At 70.7% G+C, this 20319-nt stretch carries 18 protein-coding genes; 8 read left to right on the top strand and 10 right to left on the bottom strand.

The features are described from left to right. Positions 1 to 116: 116 nt before the first annotated feature. A complete protein-coding gene (locus tag WMF28_RS25045; protein WP_437595819.1) occupies positions 117 to 1313 on the top strand; it encodes an FHA domain-containing protein in 1197 nt (398 codons plus the stop codon). A gap of 47 nt (positions 1314 to 1360) precedes the next feature. On the opposite strand, the gene WMF28_RS25040 is transcribed toward WMF28_RS25045, so the two are convergent. Both WMF28_RS25040 and WMF28_RS25035 read right to left on the bottom strand, forming a co-directional pair. Then, on the bottom strand, positions 1361 to 2407 hold the full coding sequence (locus WMF28_RS25040; RefSeq protein WP_437595818.1) for a hypothetical protein: 1047 nt from the start codon (positions 2405 to 2407) through the stop codon (positions 1361 to 1363). An 81-nt stretch (positions 2408 to 2488) separates the two neighbouring features. Next, a complete protein-coding gene (locus WMF28_RS25035; protein ID WP_437595817.1) occupies positions 2489 to 3196 on the bottom strand; it encodes a hypothetical protein in 708 nt (235 codons plus the stop codon). Between the two features lie 147 nt (positions 3197 to 3343). Between WMF28_RS25035 and WMF28_RS25030 the strand changes: the two genes are divergently transcribed. After that, positions 3344 to 4051, top strand: a complete 708-nt coding sequence (locus tag WMF28_RS25030; RefSeq protein ID WP_437595816.1) for a hypothetical protein — start codon at positions 3344 to 3346, stop codon at positions 4049 to 4051. 92 nt (positions 4052 to 4143) lie between these two features. On the opposite strand, the gene tssG is transcribed toward WMF28_RS25030, so the two are convergent. The 5 genes from tssG to WMF28_RS25005 all read right to left on the bottom strand — a co-directional run bounded on the left by tssG (position 4144) and on the right by WMF28_RS25005 (position 8689). Continuing rightward, a complete protein-coding gene (tssG, locus tag WMF28_RS25025) occupies positions 4144 to 5274 on the bottom strand; it encodes a type VI secretion system baseplate subunit TssG (protein ID WP_437595815.1) in 1131 nt (376 codons plus the stop codon). After that, on the bottom strand, positions 5238 to 7046 hold the full coding sequence (gene tssF / locus WMF28_RS25020) for a type VI secretion system baseplate subunit TssF (RefSeq protein ID WP_437595814.1): 1809 nt from the start codon (positions 7044 to 7046) through the stop codon (positions 5238 to 5240). The genes tssG and tssF overlap by 37 nt, the downstream gene beginning before the upstream one ends. 34 nt (positions 7047 to 7080) lie before the next feature. Further along, positions 7081 to 7503: a type VI secretion system baseplate subunit TssE gene (tssE, locus tag WMF28_RS25015; RefSeq protein ID WP_437595813.1), complete on the bottom strand. Its 423-nt coding sequence runs from the start codon at positions 7501 to 7503 to the stop codon at positions 7081 to 7083. A 47-nt stretch (positions 7504 to 7550) separates the two neighbouring features. Next, positions 7551 to 8036: a type VI secretion system tube protein TssD gene (gene tssD / locus WMF28_RS25010; protein WP_437595812.1), complete on the bottom strand. Its 486-nt coding sequence runs from the start codon at positions 8034 to 8036 to the stop codon at positions 7551 to 7553. Positions 8037 to 8179: 143 nt separating this feature from the next. Beyond that, entirely contained in the window at positions 8180 to 8689 is a 510-nt protein-coding gene (locus tag WMF28_RS25005; protein ID WP_437595810.1) for an Hcp family type VI secretion system effector, read from the bottom strand. A 376-nt stretch (positions 8690 to 9065) separates the two neighbouring features. Here WMF28_RS25005 and WMF28_RS25000 point away from each other — a divergent pair, with 376 nt between their 5' ends. Next, the gene (locus WMF28_RS25000; protein WP_437595809.1) at positions 9066 to 9215 is read left to right on the top strand and encodes a hypothetical protein; all 150 of its coding nucleotides are present in this window, start codon (positions 9066 to 9068) and stop codon (positions 9213 to 9215) included. Next, on the top strand, positions 9212 to 10129 hold the full coding sequence (locus WMF28_RS24995) for a hypothetical protein (RefSeq protein ID WP_437595808.1): 918 nt from the start codon (positions 9212 to 9214) through the stop codon (positions 10127 to 10129). The genes WMF28_RS25000 and WMF28_RS24995 overlap by 4 nt, the downstream gene beginning before the upstream one ends. A 96-nt stretch (positions 10130 to 10225) precedes the next feature. On the opposite strand, the gene WMF28_RS24990 is transcribed toward WMF28_RS24995, so the two are convergent. Further along, on the bottom strand, positions 10226 to 10918 hold the full coding sequence (locus WMF28_RS24990; protein WP_437595807.1) for a hypothetical protein: 693 nt from the start codon (positions 10916 to 10918) through the stop codon (positions 10226 to 10228). Positions 10919 to 11008: 90 nt separating this feature from the next. Next, positions 11009 to 12301 (bottom strand): type VI secretion system-associated FHA domain protein, encoded by a 1293-nt coding sequence (locus WMF28_RS24985; RefSeq protein WP_437595806.1) that lies wholly within the window; start codon positions 12299 to 12301, stop codon positions 11009 to 11011. Between the two features lie 194 nt (positions 12302 to 12495). Here WMF28_RS24985 and WMF28_RS24980 point away from each other — a divergent pair, with 194 nt between their 5' ends. The 4 genes from WMF28_RS24980 to WMF28_RS24965 are packed head-to-tail and all read left to right on the top strand — an operon-like array spanning position 12496 to position 18310. Beyond that, entirely contained in the window at positions 12496 to 14352 is a 1857-nt protein-coding gene (locus tag WMF28_RS24980) for a transglycosylase SLT domain-containing protein (protein WP_437595805.1), read from the top strand. A 37-nt stretch (positions 14353 to 14389) separates the two neighbouring features. Then, positions 14390 to 17089, top strand: a complete 2700-nt coding sequence (gene tssH / locus WMF28_RS24975; protein ID WP_437595804.1) for a type VI secretion system ATPase TssH — start codon at positions 14390 to 14392, stop codon at positions 17087 to 17089. 43 nt (positions 17090 to 17132) lie between these two features. Beyond that, positions 17133 to 17507 carry a hypothetical protein gene (locus WMF28_RS24970; RefSeq protein WP_437595803.1) on the top strand — a complete coding sequence of 125 codons (375 nt, stop codon included), beginning with the start codon at positions 17133 to 17135 and terminating at the stop codon, positions 17505 to 17507. Further along, a complete protein-coding gene (locus tag WMF28_RS24965) occupies positions 17504 to 18310 on the top strand; it encodes a sigma-70 family RNA polymerase sigma factor (protein ID WP_437595802.1) in 807 nt (268 codons plus the stop codon). Before WMF28_RS24970 ends, WMF28_RS24965 begins: the two co-directional genes overlap by 4 nt. Positions 18311 to 18761: 451 nt before the next feature. Here WMF28_RS24965 and WMF28_RS24960 read toward each other — a convergent pair whose 3' ends face one another. Further along, positions 18762 to 20306 carry a PGRS family protein gene (locus tag WMF28_RS24960; RefSeq protein ID WP_437595801.1) on the bottom strand — a complete coding sequence of 515 codons (1545 nt, stop codon included), beginning with the start codon at positions 20304 to 20306 and terminating at the stop codon, positions 18762 to 18764. Positions 20307 to 20319: the final 13 nt, after the last annotated feature.

Genomic DNA, 20319 nt, shown 5'->3' with positions numbered 1-20319 from the left:
CTTGAACGCGCGGCGCCTTTTTCGTCATGAGGGGCGCGCGGCGGCGGGCCGCCACGCTTCCGCCGTCGGCCTTTCGTCTCGACGGAAGTCAAGCGAATCGGTAGCCTCGTCACCGCATGAGGCCGTGTCCGAACTGCGCGTGGATGCTCAAGGAGACCGACGCTGCGTGCACGATGTGCGGCGCGAGCGTGGCCGGCGCAGCGCCTTCAGTTTCCGCGGTTGCGTCGCCGCCGCCGATGCAAGGGGGGGCTGGCGCCTATGCTCCGCCCGGCCCGCCGGGCTATCCGGGCCAGCCGGTCGGCTCCGGCTACGGCGGCGCGGCGCCGCCGGTATCCCCGGGTTACGGCGCGATGGGCGGCGGGCAGGGTGCCTATCCGCCTCCGCCTCCGCAGGTCGGGATGGGCGGCGGTCACCCGGCGTCTGCGTCGCCGGGAGGCGGCGTCCCCTTTTCGAGCGGCGCGGACGCTGCCTTCCCTGTCTCTCCCTGGGCGCGAGCGGCACCGTCGGCGGGGCTCACGTCGCAACCCGCGTCTCCTCCGATGAACGCGCCGGGCGTCACGCCCGCCCAGCCGCCGCTCGGGTCGCCGATCCAGGGCATGGTGCCCGGCGCTGCCCTGGGCGGCGCGATGGGGCAGCAGGCCGGATCGCCGTCGCCCATGTTCGGCGCGCCTCCGCAGAGGGTCGCGCCTCCGCCGATGGTCGTGCCGGCGGGGACGCCGGGGCTGGTCGCGCCGCCGCCGATGGTGCAGGGCGGAGCGGTCGCGCCGCCGCCGATGGTGCAGGGCGGGGTGCCTGCGGCCGTGCCGGCGGGGACGCCGGGGCTGGTCGCGCCGCCGCCGATGGTGCAGGGCGGAGGGGTCGCGCCGCCGCTGATGCAGGGCGGGGTGCCTGCGGCGGCGCAGGGCAGGGCGCCGGCGATCGTCGCGCCGCCGATCGTTCAGGGGGCGGTGCCGGGCGTGGTGCAGCCGCTCACGGCGCAGCCGTCGCGCGTGCTCGTGGGCTTCATCGTGACGTTCCAGAACGACCCTGGGGGCAGCTTCTGGCCGATCTACAGCGGCCGCACTCAGGTAGGGCGCGCCGGGGCGGATCCGGCGACGGAGATCGGGCTCGCCGACGCGAGCGCCTCGTCGCGGCACGCGTCGGTCCATGCGGACCCGACGACGGGCCAGGTCTTCATCGAGGACGACGGCTCGCGCAACGGCACCTTCGTCAACGAGCAGCGCCTCGGGCAGGGCGAGCGCCGGCAGCTGCGCGACAACGACAGGCTGCGGCTCGGGAGCACGACGTTCGTGGTGAAGGTGCTGGTGGCGTGAGCTCAGGCGGGCGGGACGCTGCGTGACAGGTCCCGGTCCTGCGGAGCTTACTGTCCGCCCGCGCCGCCTGCGCCGCCTGCGCCGCCCGCGCCGCCTGCGCCGCCCGCGCCGCCGTCCTCCGGCTCCGGGGCCTTGCACTTGGAGAAGCCGTCCACGAGGCGGCACTCCAGCTCCTCGGCGCAGTCACTTTCGTCGACGCACGCCTGGCCATCACCGCACCGCCCTTCGCAGAGCGTTCCGCCACAGTCGATGTCCGTCTCCGGGCCGTCCTTGATGCCGTTGAAGCAGAGCGCCGGAGGTGGCGGGAACTCGCAGTAGAAATACTCCACCACCTCAGCCGCGGTGTCCGCGTCAAGCTCCCCCTCGGCATTCGGGGTAGCACCGCGCGGCGGGTAATGGACGCTGAAGGAGATGAAGCCCTCAAAGCCGTCTGGGGCCGCCGGGCCGGCGTTCGGAGGCGGTTGGTTGCCCAGGCTCGTCCTGAGCACTGCCCTCGGAAGCAGCTGCGCGTATTCCGGGCACTTCCTTTCGGCGTCGATCCGATTGAAGTGGTGTGACGTGCCGTCTGCGCAGCTCACGTCGAGCGTGTCGCGGCCCTCAGGTGTCGTGGCGGCTACCGTCCCGCGCACCGCGACCGTTCCGTCCTCCGCGGGACCGGCGTCAGGGCAGCTCGCGATGCCGGCGTCCACGTCGTCCTGGTTGCAGGCAATCGAGACCGAATAGTTGAAGTCCCCCGAGAACGTGAATGAGCCACATTCCTGCGCCTGGGCGTCGAGGCGCTTGAACGTGAGGCTCTTCGGAGGGAACGCCGCGAGATCGAGCGGCGGATCGAAGACGACCTGACCGCCGCTGGTCAGGAAGCAGACGTCGAGAGTCTCCCGGCTGGCGAATCTGCCTGTCGGCGCGTCCCCCTCGCGCGGCACCGCGCACCGGGCGTCGGTCTCGACGTGGAACGTCCGGTAACAACTGTCCGGATCCTTGAGAAACGCGCAGACGTTCTCGAACTCCTCGCCGCAACCTGGCACAGAGACGGCTGCGGTCACGGCGAGGATCGGAGCGACGGCGGCGGCGGCGAGCAAGACGTGACGGCGCATGGGCGCAGTCTACGCGTTCTCCCCGCACGTGGGCCAGCTTCGCAGAGGTCGACCCGACTGGCCGCGCGCGGCCGGCTCGGCTCACAGCTCGGTGTAGGGCCCGGGGACCACGTACGCGTCGTCGTTGCCCGCGTACGTGAACACCCCCCAGCAGACGAGCTTGTACTTGATGGCGAACGCCATCGCCTCCCGCAGGCTGGCCTTCGGCGCGAGCACGGCGAGGTTCGAGCGGCGGACGCCCCACCAGCCCGGCCCGTGCTGCAACACCGCGTCGTGGAGATCCTGCGTCGCGTGCTTCGCGTCCTCGAGCACCGCGAGCCGCAGCCGGACGAACGACTTGTCGCTCGCGGGGAAATCGAACCAGTACAGGTTCGACCTCGCCTGCTTCGGGGCGATGCTCCCGGCGCCCTGGGCCGACAGGAAGCGGCTGAGGTCATCGGGCGCGAGCTTCTGCGTGACCGGGTGCGTGTCGACGCCCTTGCACGTCTCGGGGCCGACCTTGAACTCGCCCAGCGCGAGCGGCGGCTCGGGGCCGTTCTCGGGCGTCAAGAGGTAGCGATCGACCTCGGGCAGGTCGTTCGGGTACGCCACGCCGGCGTCGATGCCGCTGCACGCCGGGGCCCCCAGCGCAAGCGCGAAGGTCGCCGCGAGCGCGGGGCGTCGGGGCCTGCGGCGGCTCGGCGCCGGACGCCCGCGGTCGGGGCTCATGCTGCAGGGGGGGCTCGGCGCGCTCGCCGCCGGTGCTCCGGCGGACGCGCCCTTGCGGCTCGGTTTGCTTTCGTTCGACATGGCTCTCTCGCGGCACCTGGGGCACCGCCTCGATCGGTGGGCGCAGCGCTGCCCGGGCCGGGCAATCATTCAATGCCGGACGCCCCGAGGGCAAACTCCTCTGCGAACATTTGGCTGGCGCGCCCCCGCTGGCCTAGAGTTGGCCCGATGAGGCACCTCGGAATGCCGATGCTCGCGCACGTCTCCGCCCTCCGCGCCCGGCGTCGGCCCGCGGCCGCAGCTGGGCGCGCCGGAGCGGCCTGCGCCGCCGCGGCCGCGATCGCGCTGCTCGCCGGCTGCGGCGGGTCGCCCACCGCCCCCAGGCAGGACGATGTCTTCTATCTCCACGGCGCCAGCGGGCTCCTGAGCAAGGAGTCGAGCTTCGAGGTGCATTTCCCGCCGCTCGACGCCCCGGCCACCGAGCGGGTGCCGCGCCGGATCGGCGTGGGCCTCATGAACGGCGACGTCCGCATCAGCCGCCCGATGGACTGGAACGTCGGCGGCGCCGACTACACGCCCGAGCGCCGCTTCATCACGTACCAGTCGCCGCGCCAGTTCCTGTTCTCGATCTACGAGCGCATCGACAGCCCCGAGGACCCGTGGCCCGACGTGCTCAAGCGCTACGAGGCCGACCTCGACGAGCAAGGCGCGGAGATCCTCTCCGGCCGCGCGCCCGTGGCGACCGCGAACACGCAGGGGCGCAGCTACCTCGTCAAGGCGAAGATCCCCTCGAAGCCCGTCTCCGAGGCCTTCGCCCACGAGATCCTCGTCCGGAGCTCGCGCCGCGTCCTGCTCGTGCAGATCGTGCACCACGAGAACATCGACGCGAACGCCGACGAGATCACGGCCGCGCTGCAGAGCCTCACGGTGTACTGAGCGCCCGCCGCGCCCTGACCGGCGCCCGCCGCGCCAGGGCCGTCGCCACCCGCCTCGATCCCGAGAGGCCGCCGCGGCGCCGCCCGCCTCGCTCACATCGGCGGGGGCTCGCCCCGATCCTCATCGTCCTCATCGTCGCCGCCGGCGAGGTGCTTGTCGTCGAGGGGGATCGTGATCACGAGCCGCTCCGCCGCAGATCCTCCGATCCACGCGGTGCGCTTGAGCGTCGCGGCGCGCGGTGAGCCGAGCTGGAACCGGGGCGCCTCCTCCGTGTCCACGTGGATCTCGAGCATCACGTCGTGGATGCCCGGCGTGAACGTCTCGATGATGCCGCGGACGAGCTCCTGACGCCGGCCGCCGGGCAAGAACGAGAGGTACTCGTCGTAGCCGACCGGGCCGAGCACGACCTTGTAGCGGCCGGAGCCGTCGAACACGTAGCGCCCCAGGGTCAGGCTCTCGCCGAGCTGATGGTTCATCACGCCGAGCTTGTTCCTGAACGGCTTCTCGATCTTCGTCCAGTGGCCGACGAACTGCTCGATCCGCACGTCGATCTGCCCGAGCATCTCGGACAGCACCGTCTCGAGGTTCCGCGCCGAGCGCGACTTCGAGGCGAGGATCGGCGCGTAGCGGAGGAAGAAGAAGCGATCGAGCGGGGTCCCGTAGTCGCGGAACCCGTCGAGCCCGACCGCGCAGAGCATCCGGCGCGAGAACGGATCGGCGCCCTGCTTGCGGTACGTGACGGGCAGCCGGTACTTGGTCCAGGCGCGGTAGAGCAGCGACAGGAGCCGGTGGTGGAAGACGTCGAGGAGCTCGCGGATCGGCTGCGGCCCGCCCTGGTAGTCGGCCAGCGCGATCTGCTCGATGAAGTACGCCGGCAGCGGCGACACCGAGCCGTACAGGCCGAGGAACGTGGTCGAGACGCGCGCCCGCTGGATCGCGTCCGGGGACTTGACCACCGCGAGCTCGCTCACGTCGCTCGACGCGAAGATGAGGGACGGGTCGCCGCGCAGCCGGATGCGCTCGTCCTGCACGGGCCCGAGCTGGCCCACCGGCGGCGCGGCGGGGAAGAGCCGCTCGAGCAGGTAGACGAGGCGGTAGTACGAGAAGCGCGGCGCGGCCTCCGCGAAGCCCCGCAGCGTCGCCAGCGCGACGGGGTCGGCGGTCGCGGCGCCCCTCGGCGCTGCCCTCAGATCAGCGTCAGGCTGCCGCTCTTCGGGTCCCATTTGTGCACCACGCGTGTGTTCGTGCCGGTGACCGTCAGCTGCGTGAACGAGTTCAACGAGACGTAGGACCCGAGGATCTCGTTCAGGATGCTCGCGAACAGGTACATCTCCCCCTCGCCGACGAACCCGCCCTCGTCGAGCTCGATGTCGACCGCGACGCCGCGGACCGGCGCGCCTCGGTACAGCCGATCGGTCGGCCGCACCCGGATCGACTTGATCGCGGCCAGGCGGAGCTGGCTCGCGCGCGCGGCCTGGCGGTCGACGATCGCCTGGAAATTGTAGAGATCGACGGTCGCCCGGAGCACCTCGAGCTCGGTGATCGAGCGGTAGCTCATCGCCATGTGGGCCAGCACGCGCCACTGCAGCTCGCGCCCGATCGGCGGCGGGAGCGGCGCGGTGACGCCGGTGAGGTTGGTGAAGCTCGCGACCGCGGGGGAGGTCGCCGTCGGCACGCGCAGATCGCCGAGCTTCAGCTGCGCCGGCAGGCGGCGGTTCGTGCTCGTCGCCTCGATGCTGATCACGTCGAACTCGGGGAGCGCCCCCGCGTCCTGCGGGGAGCCGAACGACAGGTACATGTCGATCCCGTCGCCGATCGCGGCCGGGCGGAGGTGCGCCTGGTAGAAGATCGTCCGCGCGGCGGCCTCCGGATCGAGCTCGTGCTGGAAGCTGAAGAACGAGGGGATCTCGACGCGCTGGCTCGTGCGCCTGGCGATCCCGACGACCTTGTCGATGCTGTGGATCTCGAAGGCCGCGGGCGTCGCGCCCGCCGGGCGGCAGAGGTACTCGTGCTTTGTGGCCTCGGGCTTGATCGGATCGCTCGTGTGCTCGAACAGGTTCACGACCGGCGAGCAGAACAGCCGGAGGTTCTCCCTGCCGACCCGGGTCCCCGGCGGGAGCCCGTCCTTGAACTGCAGCAGGATCGCGAACCTGTCGGAGATCCGCTCCGTCGAGAGCGCCTGGAGGCCGGTCACCTCGAAGAACGCGAACTTCTGCGGGAGCGTGAAGAACTCCTGCAGGAGCCGGAAGCCCGGGTAGACCGTCTTCGGGTACGGGATCAGCGCCTCCTCATCGGTGAAGCCGGTGAGCCGCACGGCGCGCGCCGGGAGCGACGCGATCGTCGTGTCGCGACCGGCGGCGTCCACCGCGGCGAGCGCGACGGTATCGACGTGCGCGCCGACCCAGAGGCGGAGGTCGTCCTGGAGCCTGCGCTCGCCGTGGATGTAGAAGCGGAGCGAGGAGAGCGACAGGCCCGAGAGCGCGGCCCCGCCGGTGAGGCGGAGCTCGATGCGGAGCGTCTGCGCGAGCTGCGCGCCCGTGTCGACGCGCACGTCCTCCACCGCGAGCGGGACGAGCTCGACGTCCTGGGTCGTGCGGAACCGGCACGAGACGCCGTCGACCGGCACCGACCCGACCTCCGCGTGCCGGGCCACGACGAGCTTCTCGCGCACGACGTTCGGGAGCGGCGTGAACTCGATGATCGAGGTGGCCGGGATCTGACGGAGGTAGTGCGGAAAGAGCAGCGACGCGACCGAGTGGATCACCTCGGGGAGCTCGTCGTCGAGCTTCTGGCGGATCTTGCCCGTCAGGAAGGCGACGCCCTCGAGCAGGCGCTCGACGTCGGGGTCGCCGCCGCGCTCGGCGAGCATGGGCGCGATCCCGGGGTAGGCGGCGGCGAACTCCCGCCCCAGATCCCTCAGGTAGGTGAGCTCGTCCTGGTAGTACTTGTTGAACATCCTCTCGCCACCGCCAGTCGACCGCCGGGGCCGAAGCATGTCAACCGCCGTGAGCCCGGCCGCAGGACAGAAGCTACGTCATCCGGACGTTGCCGCTCTGGTCGACCGCAGCGCCGAGCCGGAGCGCCTGGCGCCGGCCGTCGGGGAACTGGATCTGCGCGGTGATCTCGAACTCGAGGACCATCGACTGCAGCAGCGAGTCGCTGCGCAGGTGCCGGACCTGGACGTTCTTCAGCCGCGGCTCGTAGGCCTGGATGCAGTTCTTGAGCGAGCGCTGCACCAGGCCGATCGCCTCGGGGAACTCGTGCAGCACCTCGGACACCTCCATCAGGCCGTAGTCCGGGCAGGTCAGCGAGCTGCCCTGGCGGGTGTTCAGCATGTGCCCGAGGTGCGTCAGGATGGCCGACTCGAGGTCGTGATCCCGGTAGGTGTGCCGCTCCGTCGAGTGCGGGTCGGCCGCGTGCATGATTCGGGTAAGGAGCGATGCGCCGGCCACGGGGCGGATCGTAGCTCAGCTCGCGCCTCGAGCGGAAGTCCGGTGTTTCAGCGCGGGGTGAGCCAGTCGTCCGCCGCCGAGATGCCCCCGTCGTTCCAGAGCCAGAGGACCTTCTGGTACGTGAACGCGACCTCCTCCTGCTCGGGCACGCGCGCTAGCGACGGGTTCCTCACGTTGAGCATGTGGAACTGGATGCTCGAGATGTTCGCGTTCGTGAGCTGGACCGTGAAGACCGGCTTCTCGACGCCGATCGCTGCCGACCGGTAGAACTGGAGCTCCCAGCGGGGGATGCCCTCGTTGTGGCTGAGCATGCTGAGGAGGAGCGGGGTCGATCGATCGAGGTCCTTCGTGACGATGAAGGGCTTGTGCATCCGCTTGCCGGTCGGGCGCCCGGTCACCGGGTCGCGAGGTCCCACCAGCGAGTGGAATACCTCGGTGACCAGAATGCTACCTTCTCGCCCCTTCTGGGTGACGGAACCCCTGACTTCGCCCTGTCTTTCGCCGACGAGTCTGAGGTAGGCGTTGAGGGGCATGCCAACATTCTGATCGTAGGACGCAGTATCGCCATGCCTGAATTCGAGCGACTTCCCGGCCAGCTCGACTCCAGGACGACAAACGCGACCGGGCGACCCGAAGGCCGCCCGGCGCGACGAGACCCGAAGCTAGGAGCTAGGGGCTACTGGTTCGGCGACTCCCAGTCGTCGTCCGCCTGGCGGGCGCCGTCGCCGTCGTCGTACGACCACTCGATCTTCTGGTACGTGAAGGAGACCTTCTCGTACTCGGGGATCTCCCTGGCGTCGGGGCGGCGGGTGTTCTCCATGTGGAAGTCCACGCTGGCGACCGTCGCGTTCGTGAGCCTGACCGTGTAGTGGTTCTGCTCCTTGCCGACGTTCTTCGACGCCGCGGTGCCCGGCGTGTAGAACTTGAGCTCCCACTCCGAGATGCTCTCGTTGTTGACCAGGGCGTTGTAAATAAGGGGGGTTGCCTTGTCGAGCTCCTTCGTGATCACGAAGGGCTTGTGCTGGCGCTTCCCGCTGGGCATCCCGGTCGCCGGGTCACGCGGGCTCACGACCGTGTGCTGCACCGCGATGATTGCGATGGTCTTCTCGCGACCCTTCTGGGTGACCGAGCCGTCGATGGCGCCCTGAGTAACACCCTTCAACTTGAGATGAGCTTGCAACGCCATGATCAAATGCCTCTTCCTTCGAGGTCTCGCCGCCTGGGCTCAGTCTACGCCCCATTGCGCGCTGGCAGACGGTTCGTCCCGTCGGGAGTAGGAGTCTAGATGCCTAGAGATAAGACTCTCACCGTATCTCTATCCCTGTTCATCGCAGGGAGCCCAGAAGGTAACTCCCTATATGGGAGCGTCAAGACTTTTGTGTCCCAGGGCAGCGCGGGCTTTCTGGTCCGTCTTCCGGTCCCGCACCTCAGTTCCTGAGGTGCGCAATATTCCGTCGCCGGGCCATCGGCCATCGCTTCGATAAGGCGGCGCAGGTGTGTCATGCGCGTTGTGGATGTTGTGGGCGACGTGACGATGCGCGGCCCGGCGGCTCGATCCCGGCGTGAGCAAGACCGCCGACATGGAGAACGAGGTGGCCTGGCCGGCCAACGTGCTGGCCGGCCAACCGGGCTGGCCGGCCAACGGGGCCGGCCAGAGCGTTAGGTCGCGAACTCGCCTCGGCGAGGCCTTGCATGGTACGAAGGACGCGTGAGCATCGTTCGTTTCGGCTACGTCGTCGGCCTGGGGCTCGCCGCCACCCTCGCGGGCTGCGGATCGTACCCCGAGCAGCCGCACGGTGAGCTGCAGACACGCAAGCAGAACCCGATTCCGGTATGCACGACCCAGCTCCCGCCCGCGCGGCGCGCGGCTGGCGACAAGGCGGCCGTCCGAACCCTCGATCCCGACCAGTGGCTGGGGGTCGTCGTCCCCGGCTACAGCGAGGAGCGCGGGCTCGGGCCGACCGACGTCGACTGCACCGGCCACTACGTATTCGCCAACGAGACGCTGCGCGGCGGCATCTCCAGGTCCGGCTGGCCACGCAAGCTCGACCCGGACGAGGTCGAGGTCCGCTCCGGGCCGGAAGGGCTGCGCGCCATCTGGGTGCGTGTCCTCACGTTCGAGAACGGCGACGAGGGCGGCCTCGTCGCGCTCGTGCGCGCATCGGGCGACCGGGCGGACGTCTATGGTGTCGGCAGCTTTCGCGCGCCCGCGAAGGGGACGAAGCTGTCCCCGGTACGCCTCGGCAACGACAACCTCGTCGTCGCCGAGACGAAGAGCTGCCCGGATCCCGACGACTGCCGGCAACGGGCCCACTTCTACCTGGCGCGCCGGGGGCGGCTGATCGAGGCCGCCTCCGTCGACCTGGAGCGGACCGCGGTGGTCCCCTCCGTCACGGAGCGCGGGCTCTACGCGCGCTACGTGCTGCGCACAGACGTCTCCTACAAACCGAACGGCATCCAGCTGCTCGAGCAGGTGCGCGTGAAGATCGTGAAGTACGACGACAGCAACCGCGACAGCGACCGCGAGCTCCGCCGTGTCGAATTCCAGCGCTTCCTCCGGGTGGAGCGGGATACGATCTTCTCGTCGAATGATCCGCTCTGGGAGCGCGTCGTCGGACAGGACTAGCGCTGCAGCGGCGGCCGGAGAGGGGAGCGCCGGGGGGCCGGAGAGGGGGCGGGCGGGGGGCTCGCCGGCGAGGGACGCTCGCCGGCGAGCGTGTGGCTACCAGCAGAACAGCGCGTTGCCGTAACCGCAGTTCGGGGGCTGGAACATCGCGTACGCGGTGCCGACGGCGAGGCCGCTCAGGAAGCCGGTGACGCCGCCGATCGCGATCTGACCGGCGTTCTCGTGCGGCCGCGTGCCGTCCGTGGCGACGCCGCGGGCGATCGTGGTCACGACCGAGGCCGTCAGGGGGACGGCGACATGGCCGATGAAGCCGCCGGCATTGAAGCGGCCAGACGAGTAACGGAACGTGTCGACAACGAAGATGCCGGTGCCCGCGCCCGTCGCCCCCCACGAGGCGAACGCGTGCGTCGACGGGCCGCCGAAGGACTCGCAGCCCGAGTCGGCCAGGGCCGTCTTCGTCGCCTCGATCCCGCAGCCGGGGCGGGTCGACTCGATCGCGTCCTTGATCGGCAGATCCACGAGCAGCGTCAGCGCGGTCATCGTCATGGCGGGCGCCAGGACCGAGAAATGCCAGCGCCCCTTCCAGCCGACCGTGGACTCCGGATCGCTGTAATAAACGCGCGGCATCAGGAAGACGACCGAGGAGCCCAGCACGAGGCCCACGTCCGAGACCGTGGCCCAGCCTTTATCGCGTTCGACCCTCGTCTGCGCGGCCGCCTCGCCCGGGGCGAGGACGCACGCGGCGACCGCCAGACAACCTGCTGCTACGACTTTCTCCCTGATTCGCATGAACCGCGCCTCGCGTTCGGCCGCGCCACCGGCGGAGATCGGCGAGCCCGATGCGCGGCGCACCGCGCGAAGCCCAGCCGTTGAGGGGCGCTACCGTTTGTTCGGATTCCCAGAGACGGGGAAGCGGACGATGCTCCTGCCTCCCGACTCGCCGGATGACCCATCGTCCTCTGCGGCGGTCGCAGCGTACGCCCGAGAGAACTGCTCGCCAAATATTTCCCGAAACGTCTCCTTGTCCTCCCCCGAATAGTCGCCGTGGCGGCGCTCGTAGAGCTTCCAGAGCTCCTCGTACTTGCTGGAGAACAGCCCGCCTTTCTTGCCATCGCGCTCGAGCTTCTCTTCGAGCGTCTTCGGCGCGAGCTTCACGAGCAGCGACCTCACGCCCCCCATCACGCCGTTCAGGAGCGCGAGCTGGTGGCTCATGACGTCGACGAAGATCTCGTGGAGGTGCCGCGCGGCGTCCGGACCCCCGACCGGCGTGAGCAGGACGGTGCCGAGCTCCTTCGCGTCCTGCGCGTTCGCGACCTTGTCCGTCTCCGCAGAGCGATCGCGGGCCAGCACCTCGGCCTCGAACTCCTGGTAGCCGTCGCGCAAGCTCACGAAGCACTTCAGGAAGACCTCCATCGTGTCGCGGAGCCGCCGCGCGAAGTTGACGATGCCCGCCACGTCGTCCGGCGCCTTCGTGCCGGGCGCGAGGGCCCCCGCCAGCTCGGAGAGCGCCGTGAACGCGGCGTTCGCCGGCGCCAGCTCGCCGAGCGTGCGGTAGTCGACGCCGTAGTACTGGGCGATCTTCTGGAAGTCCCGCTCCCCAAGGACGCTCGGGTGCTCCTCGCCCAGCCGGCGCAGGTAGCTCTGGCGCGCGTCGGGCGGGAGGCGCGCGAGGTGATCCCAGATCATCCGGTAGACCGCCGCCCACGCGGTCCGGTACGCCTCCAGGTACGGGACCACCTGACGCAGGTACGGGTCCTCGCCGCCGTGAGCGGCGCGCTTCTGCGGGTTGAGCAGCGCGTTGAGGTTCTCGCCGCCCGTGCCGAGCAGCGTGCCGTCGTTCGGGCTCTCCGACTTCAGCGGCGCCTCGATGATCGCGAGCCGGATCTGGATCGGGCCGATCGTGATCTCCGGCTGGCTGCTCACGTCCACCGAGGTGTCGCGCGCCAGCCGGTGCCCGGCGAACATCGTCCCGTTGGTCGAGCCGAGGTCGCGGACGAGGATCCGGCGATCGCGGACGTCCACCGCCGCATGGAACTGGGAGATGTACGGCCGGTCGATGTGAAGGTCGTTCAGCTGGTTCCTGCCGATCCGGACAGGGAAGCGCTCGAACGAAACGTCGAAGCTTTGGTTGGCCTGGGTGTCGGACACGCGGGCCGAGAGCGCCGCCGGCATGGGGGCAGACTAGCAGACCCTCTCCGCCGCACGGGAGTGCCTGACGCCCCATCCGCACCAGGTGGCCCCTCGATGCGCGGTCCACCCGAGAGCCCGCAGCGCACGGCTCCAGCGGGCCGGTCGCTTTCTTGACCTGTTTGCCTACATGGTGCGACCTTAAACCACACATGAGCCTCGTCCATAAGATCCCTCCCATGGTCTCGGCCCTGGCGTTCGGCTACGGGGTCGGGATGGCGGCGCCCCAGGCGGCGATCTCGTCGGTCCATTCCGCGGTGTCGACCTACCAGCTGGGCGGAGCGCAGACCGCGGCGCCGATCACGGCCCTGGCCGCCGTGCCGGTGGCCGCCGCGCCGGGGCCGTACGCGCCGCCGGCGCGCGGGCTCGCCGCGCCGGCGCTGCCGCCTGGGGGGGAGTCGCGGGAGCTCGTCCGGCTGCGCGACGTCGCCGGGCGCGAGGCGCGGGAGGGCGCCGCCTGCGAGCTGGATCGGCCGAGCTTCTCGCAGCCGCCGCGCACGTTCTCCGCCGAGGGCCGCACCTCCGACGACGTGGACGACCTCGACTCGGCCGGCGCCGAGGCGCTCTCGAAGCTGCAGCTGCCGGACCTCCGGCTCGCCGTGTCGCGCCGCACCCTCAAGTACGTCCGCTTCTTCACGCGCACCGACCGCGGGCGGCACATGTTCGAGACGTGGCTGAAGCGGAGCGGGCGGTACCAGGAGATGATCCAGGCCGAGCTCAGGGACAGGCGGCTGCCGGAAGATCTCATCTGGGTCGCCATGATCGAGAGCGGCTTCGACCCGAGGGCGAAATCGCCGGCGGGCGCCGTGGGGCTCTGGCAGTTCATGCCCGCCACCGGGGAGGTCTACGGGCTCCAGAAGACGCGGCACCTCGACCAGCGGAAGAACCCGCGCCTCGCCACGCAGGCCGCGGCCCACCACCTGCGCGATCTCTACATGCGCTTCAACAGCTGGGACCTCGCGCTCGCGGCCTACAACATGGGCTATGAGCAGCTGCTCGACCGCATCGATCGGTACGGCACGTCCGACTTCAACGAGCTGGCACGCCAGGAGGCGATCCCCTCGGAGACGGCCGCCTACGTGCCGAAGATCGGGGCGGCGGCGATCGTGGCGAACAACCTGGAGCGGTTCGGGTTCGATCAGGTCGAGGTGAACCGGCCGGTCGACGCCGCCGAGATCGCGGCGCCCCCGGGGACGCCGCTCAAGACGCTGGCGAAGGCGGCGGGCGTCGCGACGTCGACGCTCCGGACGCTGAACCCCGACATCCTCGGTGAGCGCGTGCCGCCGGGGCGGGGAGACTTCATCGTGATGCTCCCGCCCGATACGCTCGCGCGGGCGCAGGCGGCCCTGCCCGCGATGCTCTCCGCGGAGCAGCTCGCCCCGGACGACGCGTCGGTCCTCGATCCGGTCGACCTGCTCGGCGGACGCGACTTCAGGCCGCGGCGGGGGGGCCGCGAGGACGGGAGCCTGCTCTCGCTCCTCCCGAAGCCCAAGCGGAAGCGGGCGGTGGACACGGTGGACGACGACGACCGACCCGGGATCAGCAAGCGGCGCTCGATGCGCGACCCCGTCGCCTCGCTCGACGGCGACGCGGAGGGCCCGTCCGACGACGACGCGCAGTACGCCCCGCCGCGATCGCAGCCCGCGCGCGGCCTGGCGGCGAGGCCTGCGCGTGAGGTGATGCTCTACCGCGTCGGGCCCGGCGATACGCTGATCGGCGTGGCGCGGCAATTCGTCATAGACGTCGAGGATGTCGCGCGAGATAACAGGATCGATCCGGACCAGAAGCTCCGCGTCGGCGCCCTGTTGAAGCTGCGAATACGGCCCGACATGGTGGACCGCATCGCCTCGAGCGAGGCGCTCGTCGCGCAGGCAACGGACAACAAGGCCCAAGACGCCGCGGCGCCGGCATCGGGTGGCGCGGCGCCGCGCGGTGAGGCGGCCCGCGGCGGAGCCAAGCCGCTCGCGCGGGAGGCCGGCGGAGCCGAGGGCCGCGCCCCCGAGGCCGCGGCGAAGAAGCCCAAGGGGCGAGGCTGACGACGGCGCTTCCGGACGAGGGCGCGCCTCGGTTAGCATGCCTCGCATGCAGCTCGTCGACACCAAGGCCATCGTCAAGCGACTCACAAAGAACTGCACCTCTGCCCTCGAGGCGGCGATTGGCCAGTGTGTCAACGCGCGCCACTACGAGGTCACGCTCGAGCACCTGCTCCTCGCGCTGCTCGACGACGCGAACTCCGACATCGCGTTTCTCGTATCCCACTATGATCTCGACCCGTCGCACCTCCGCGCCGCGCTCCAGCGCAGCCTGGAAGAGCTGAGGAAGGGCAACGCCGGGAGGCCAGTGCTCTCGCCGACGATGCTCGAGTGGATGCAGGACGCGTATCTCGTCGGATCCATGGAGTACGGCTACCAGCGGGTGCGGAGCGGCGTGCTCTTCCAGCGCCTCGTCCAGCAGCCGACCCGGTACTCGGTGAGCGGCATCGGCGCTTACCTCGAGGGCATCTCGAAAGACGATCTCAAGACCAACCTCTCCAAGATCGTCTCCGGCTCGAAGGAAGAGGCCGAGGCCGCCGCGGCGTCCGCGGGCGCGCCCGGGGCGGGGAAGCTGCCGGCAGGGATGGCGAGCGCCGGAGCCGACTCGGCCCTGGCGAAGTTCTGCGTCGACTACACGGGGAAGGCGCGCGCGGGGCAGATCGATCCGATCTTCGGCCGCGAGCGGGAGATCCGGCAGGTGATCGACATCCTCGCGCGGCGGCGCAAGAATAACCCGATCATCGTCGGCGACGCGGGCGTCGGGAAGACGGCGCTCGTCGAGGGGCTCGCGCTGCTCATCGTCGAGAGCACGCCGGAGAACCCGAAGGTGCCGCCGCTCCTGCAAGGGGTCGACATCCTCGGGCTCGACATGGGGCTGCTCCAGGCAGGCGCCGGCGTGAAGGGCGAGTTCGAGAACCGGATGAAGCAGGTGATCGCCGAGGTGAAGGGGTCGTCGAAGCCGATCATCCTCTTCATCGACGAGGCGCACACGCTGATCGGCGCGGGCGGCCAGCAGGGCGGCGGCGACGCGGCCAACCTGCTCAAGCCAGCGCTCGCCCGCGGCGAGCTCCGGACGATCGCGGCCACGACGTGGAGCGAATACAAGAAGTACATCGAGAAGGACGCGGCGCTGGAGCGGCGCTTCCAGCCCGTCAAGGTCGACGAGCCGAGCGAGCCGGCGGCCGTCGTGATGCTCCGCGGGCTCCGGCCGAAGTTCGAGCAGGCCCACAACGTCGTCATCCAGGACGAGGCGGTGACCGCCGCCGTGCGGCTCTCGGCGCGCTATCTGACCGGCAGGCAGCTGCCGGACAAGGCGGTCGACCTGCTCGACACCTGCTCGGCCCGGGTGAAGGTCGCGCTGCAGCAGCGCCCCGCCGCGGTCGAGGACGCCGAGATCCTCATCGTGAACACCGAGGCCGAGCTCGCGGCGCTCGAGCGCGACCGGGACAAGGGCGTGCACGTCGACGGCGAGCGGGTCGCCCAGCTGAAGGACAGGCTCGTCAAGGCGAAGACCGAGCTCGAGACGGTGCGCGCCGCCTACGCGAAGGAGACGGCCGGCACGCAGCGGGTCATCGACGCCCGCAAGAAGATGGACGAGGCGAAGACGAGCGAGGAGCGGGACGCCGAGCGCCGCGAGGTGGTGAAGGCCCTCGACGAGCTCAAGCAGAGCCAGGGCGAGGTGCCGCTGATCCGGCCGGACGTCGACGAGGCCATGGTCGCGAGCGTCGTGGCGGCGTGGACGGGCATCCCCGTCGGCAAGATGGTCCAGGACGACGTGAAGGCGCTCCTCGAGATGGAGGGCCGGCTGACCCGGCGGATCAAGGGGCAGACGAACGGCATCGTGACCATCTCCAAGGAGCTCCGGAGCGCGCGGGCGGGCCTGAAGCCGCTGAGCACGCCGCAGGGCGTGTTCCTGCTCGTCGGGCCGAGCGGCGTCGGCAAGACGGAGACCGCGCTCGGGATCGCCGACCTCATGTTCGGCGGCGAGCGGATGATGACGGTCATCAACATGTCCGAGTTCCAGGAGAAGCACACCGTCTCCCGGCTCATCGGCTCGCCCCCCGGCTACGTCGGCTACGGCGAGGGCGGCATGCTCACCGAGGCCGTGCGCCAGCGGCCCTACACGGTCGTGCTCCTCGACGAGGTCGAGAAGGCCGATCCCGACGTGCTGAACCTGTTCTACCAGGTGTTCGACAAGGGCATGCTCAGCGACGGCGAGGGGCGGCTCGTCGACTTCAAGAACACGGTCATCATCCTGACGAGCAACCTCGCGACCGACAAGATCACGAACATGACGATCGCGGCGCGCGAGGAGGACCCGGCGCGGCAGCTCGACGCGGACGGCGGGTTCATCAAGGAGATCGTCGAGGCCATCAAGCCGACGCTCTCCGCGCATTTCAAGCCGGCGTTGCTCGCCCGCATGACGACGGTGCCGTACCTGCCGATCTCGCCCGACGCGCTCGGCGAGATCACGCGGCTCAAGCTCGACGCGCTCGTCGACCGCCTGCGCAAGAGCCAGCGGATCGAGGCGTCGTACTCGGACGCGCTCGTCGAGACGATCGCGGCGCGCTGCACCGAGGTCGACACGGGGGCGCGCAACATCGATCACATCCTCCGGGCGTCGCTCCTGCCGCAGCTCTCGGTCGCCGTGCTGGAGAAGATGGCGGAGGGGGCGCTCCCCAAGCGGCTCCAGATCGGGGTCGACGCCGAGAAGAACTTCACGGTCTCGTTCTCGGACTGAACGACGCGCGCCGCAGATCGTTGCCAGCTCGGGAGGTGGCTCGATGGCCGATGAGCTCGAGGAGGAGGTTTACCTCGAGGAGGTTGGCCTCGAGGCCGAGGACGACGAGGCGTTGCTCGACGATCCGGTGGTGGTGCGGCACATCGAGCGCGCGCTGTCGCCGTACCGCGACCTGCTCCCGGCCGAGGCGATCGCGGCCATGGACGACCTCTTGTTCGTGGTGCTCACGACGCATCCCGAGGTCCGGCCGATGGTCGACAGGTTGCGCCGGTCGGCGCGCGTCGAGCGGAGCGGCGCGCGTCCATCGTCCGCCCGTCGTGCCTCCTCGGCGGGCGGCGAGGCGGTGCCTGTCGAGGAAGGCGGGCGTGCCGAGCCTGCGGTTGCGAAGGGGGCGCGTTCGGGCAGGGGAGCCGCATGACGGACGGGCTCGGGCAGCCGAGCGCGTCGTGTGCCGAGGGGACGGCGAGCGCCGAGGGGACGGCGAGCGCCGAGGGGGCGAGGGCGCCAACGGCGCCGTCTACTCCGCTGACGCCGCGCCAGCGCAAGCTCGTCGAGGGCGCGATTCCGATGGTGAATCGCCTCGCCTGGGCGCTCGCGCTTCGGCGGTTTCCGGGGATGCGCGATGAGCTGCGCTCTGCCGGTTACGAGGCGCTCGTGCTGACGGTCCAGTCGTACGATGCGCGCCTGGGAGAGCGGTTCACGACGTATGCATGGCGGCGCGTCTTCGGGGCGATGATCGACTGTGCGCGGCAGGTGCGTCCCTCCGCGCGCTCGCTCGTCGAGGCGATGCGCAAGGCCGGCTTCGATCTGGCGGCGACGTTGCGTGACGAGACCGACGTGTTCGCCGACGCGGACAGCGACGTCGACCGGCGTCTGGGTGATACGTGCGACGACGTGGCGACCGGCATGGCCGTCGCGCTGGGCGGCGGCGGAGCGACTTCGGGGGAGGAGGCGCTGATCCGGCGGGAGGACTACGTGCGCGCGATCCGCGCGCTCGACGAGGCGCGCGCGACGCTATCTCCGGAGTGGCGGCTGCTGCTCGATCTGCGTTACGAGCAGGGGCTGACGATCGCTGAGGCCGCGGCCCACGTGTCGTTGAGCGAGGCCACGGTCAAGCGCCGGTGCCGGGAAATGCTCGATCGCCTGCAGAAGGTGCTCGCCGCGAGGGGGATCTCGTCTCCGCCGGCGGCGGAGCTGTCTTGGCCGCTGGAGGAGGCATAGCCGCTGCGAGGGGGATCCGCCGGCGCCCTCGTGGCGCGCCGGGCGGCGCGCGGTCGCTGGCATCATCGTGAGCTGCGCGGTCCAGGAGCTCCTGTGTCGTGCGCGTGAGGGAAGGGCGGCTCCGGTCCGCGCGGTGAACGCGACGTTGATGTGATGATGTCGGGGCTGAGCCGGTCTCGGGCCACTTCCGTGGGTGGAGAGTTGCTCCGGCTGCCCATCGGCCACCAACCGGCATCAGGGCTGCCGGCTGACCCGCCGAGTCGCATTCGCGTGGAGTGCGACCTTCTGCACGCAGGGTGCAGGGAAGGACCTGCCGCTGTGAACGAGAGGAGGGAAGACCGATACGGCTGTCCACGAGCGAAATCTCCGCACCAGGAGTCATTCCGGATAGGCGTCGTTCATTGCCTGATTTTGTTGAGGGTGGGTGAGTTTTTATCGGGCTGCCGGGACGCTACTGCGCAAACGCCTGCGTATCCGCCGTGACCCCGGCGGCACCGCTGTCGCCGGCGCCGTTGCCGCCGGGACCGGCCTCGCCGGTGGCGATGGTGAAGCCGCCGGCGGGCGGCGGTGTGCCGCGGAAGGCGATGCCGAGGGAGTGGCCACCGAGGCCGCCGCCGCCGAGGCCGCCGCTGCCGCCGTTGCCCCCCGGTCCGCCGGAGCAGCCGGCCTTGAGGAGGTCGATGCCATCCGGCACGGTGCCGCCCGGCCCGCCGAGGCCGCCGGGGCCGCCGTCTTGGCCGGGCGCACCGTTGCCGCCGCGGCCGCCGCGGCCTGTCTTGAGGGAGACGTCGTCGAAGGTGAGCTCGGTGTCGAGGCTGACGAGGGCGATGCTGGCGCCGCCGGGACCGCCGGGACTTCCGCCCTTGCCGCCACAGCCGCCGGGTCCGCCGGAGCCGCCGCTGGCGCCGCCGGCGGACTCGGGCATGCACTGATTCGCGGCGGTGCCGCCCTTGGCGCCGCCGCCGCCGCCCCCGCCTTGCGCGGGGGTGCCGGGGGTGCCGGGGGTGCCGGAGACACCGGCGTAGCCGGAGGAGGAGAGCGCGCCGAGGCCGGTGGCGCCAGCGCCGGGCTCGCCCGCGGCGCCAGGATCGCCAGCGGTGCCGGCGGTGCACTCCAGTGGACTCTCACCCATGCCACCCAGACCGCCGGCACCGATTGGTTTACCAGGCGAACCAGCTCCACCTTCGGTCAGCTGCCCGATGCCTCCGGTTCCGCCCGTGGAATCGTCGCTCGGGTCGTCCGGCGTGCCGCACTCATTCCGCTTGACACCGCCGGGCACGACGATTTCCGCCGAGCACGCCTCCATGCCCGGGTTGCCCGTCTCGCCGGCGAGCGCCGGTTCTGCGTACGGCTCGCCGTCGACGCCGTCGGCGGCATCGCCCGCCTCGAGCGTGCAGCGCGCCATCTCGACGGCGACGCTCTCCGCGAGAGCGGCGATGGACGACATCCCCCGCGCCGCCGCGTTGCTCGGGTCGATGGCGCGCGCGGAAACATGGACATCCTCGACGCGCACCGAGCCGTCGCCGCCGCGCATCACGAGCGGGATCTCCCCTTCTGCTGCGGTGATCTCCGTCTTCTTGGTCTCGCCGATCCAGCCCCACCCGTTGGTGCAGTCGAGCCCTCCGAAGAGGGCGACGCTGCCGGGCAGCTCGATCGCGCCCTCGATCTCCTCCGCGCACGCGTACACCCGCCGCGTGGCGCCGTCCTGCTGCGCCCGCGCGACGGCCTGCTGGATCGTCTTGACGGGCGCCCCCTTCGTCCCCGGCGCGGCGTCGTCCCCGCTGGCCGCGACGAACACCCCGCACGCCTCGTCCACCGCCCCCCTGCTCTTGTTCGGCACGCACCCTGCCGGCGTGCTCCCTCCACCACCGCCCCCGCCTGCTTCCCCAAAGCCGCACCGCAGCTCGTCCAAGCAGCCCTCCGACGGCGTCAAGCACCCTGCGCCGGCGGCGGCAGCGAGGCCAGCCAGCGCGACAACGACACCGTTCCAGTTCATGCGTCGCATCACC

It is taken from the genome of Sorangium sp. So ce590 (assembly GCF_051521365.1).
GTDB lineage: Bacteria > Myxococcota_A > Polyangia > Polyangiales > Polyangiaceae > Sorangium.
The sequence above is the reverse complement of the archived record's forward strand: the minus strand, read 5'-3'. Positions and strand labels throughout refer to the sequence as shown.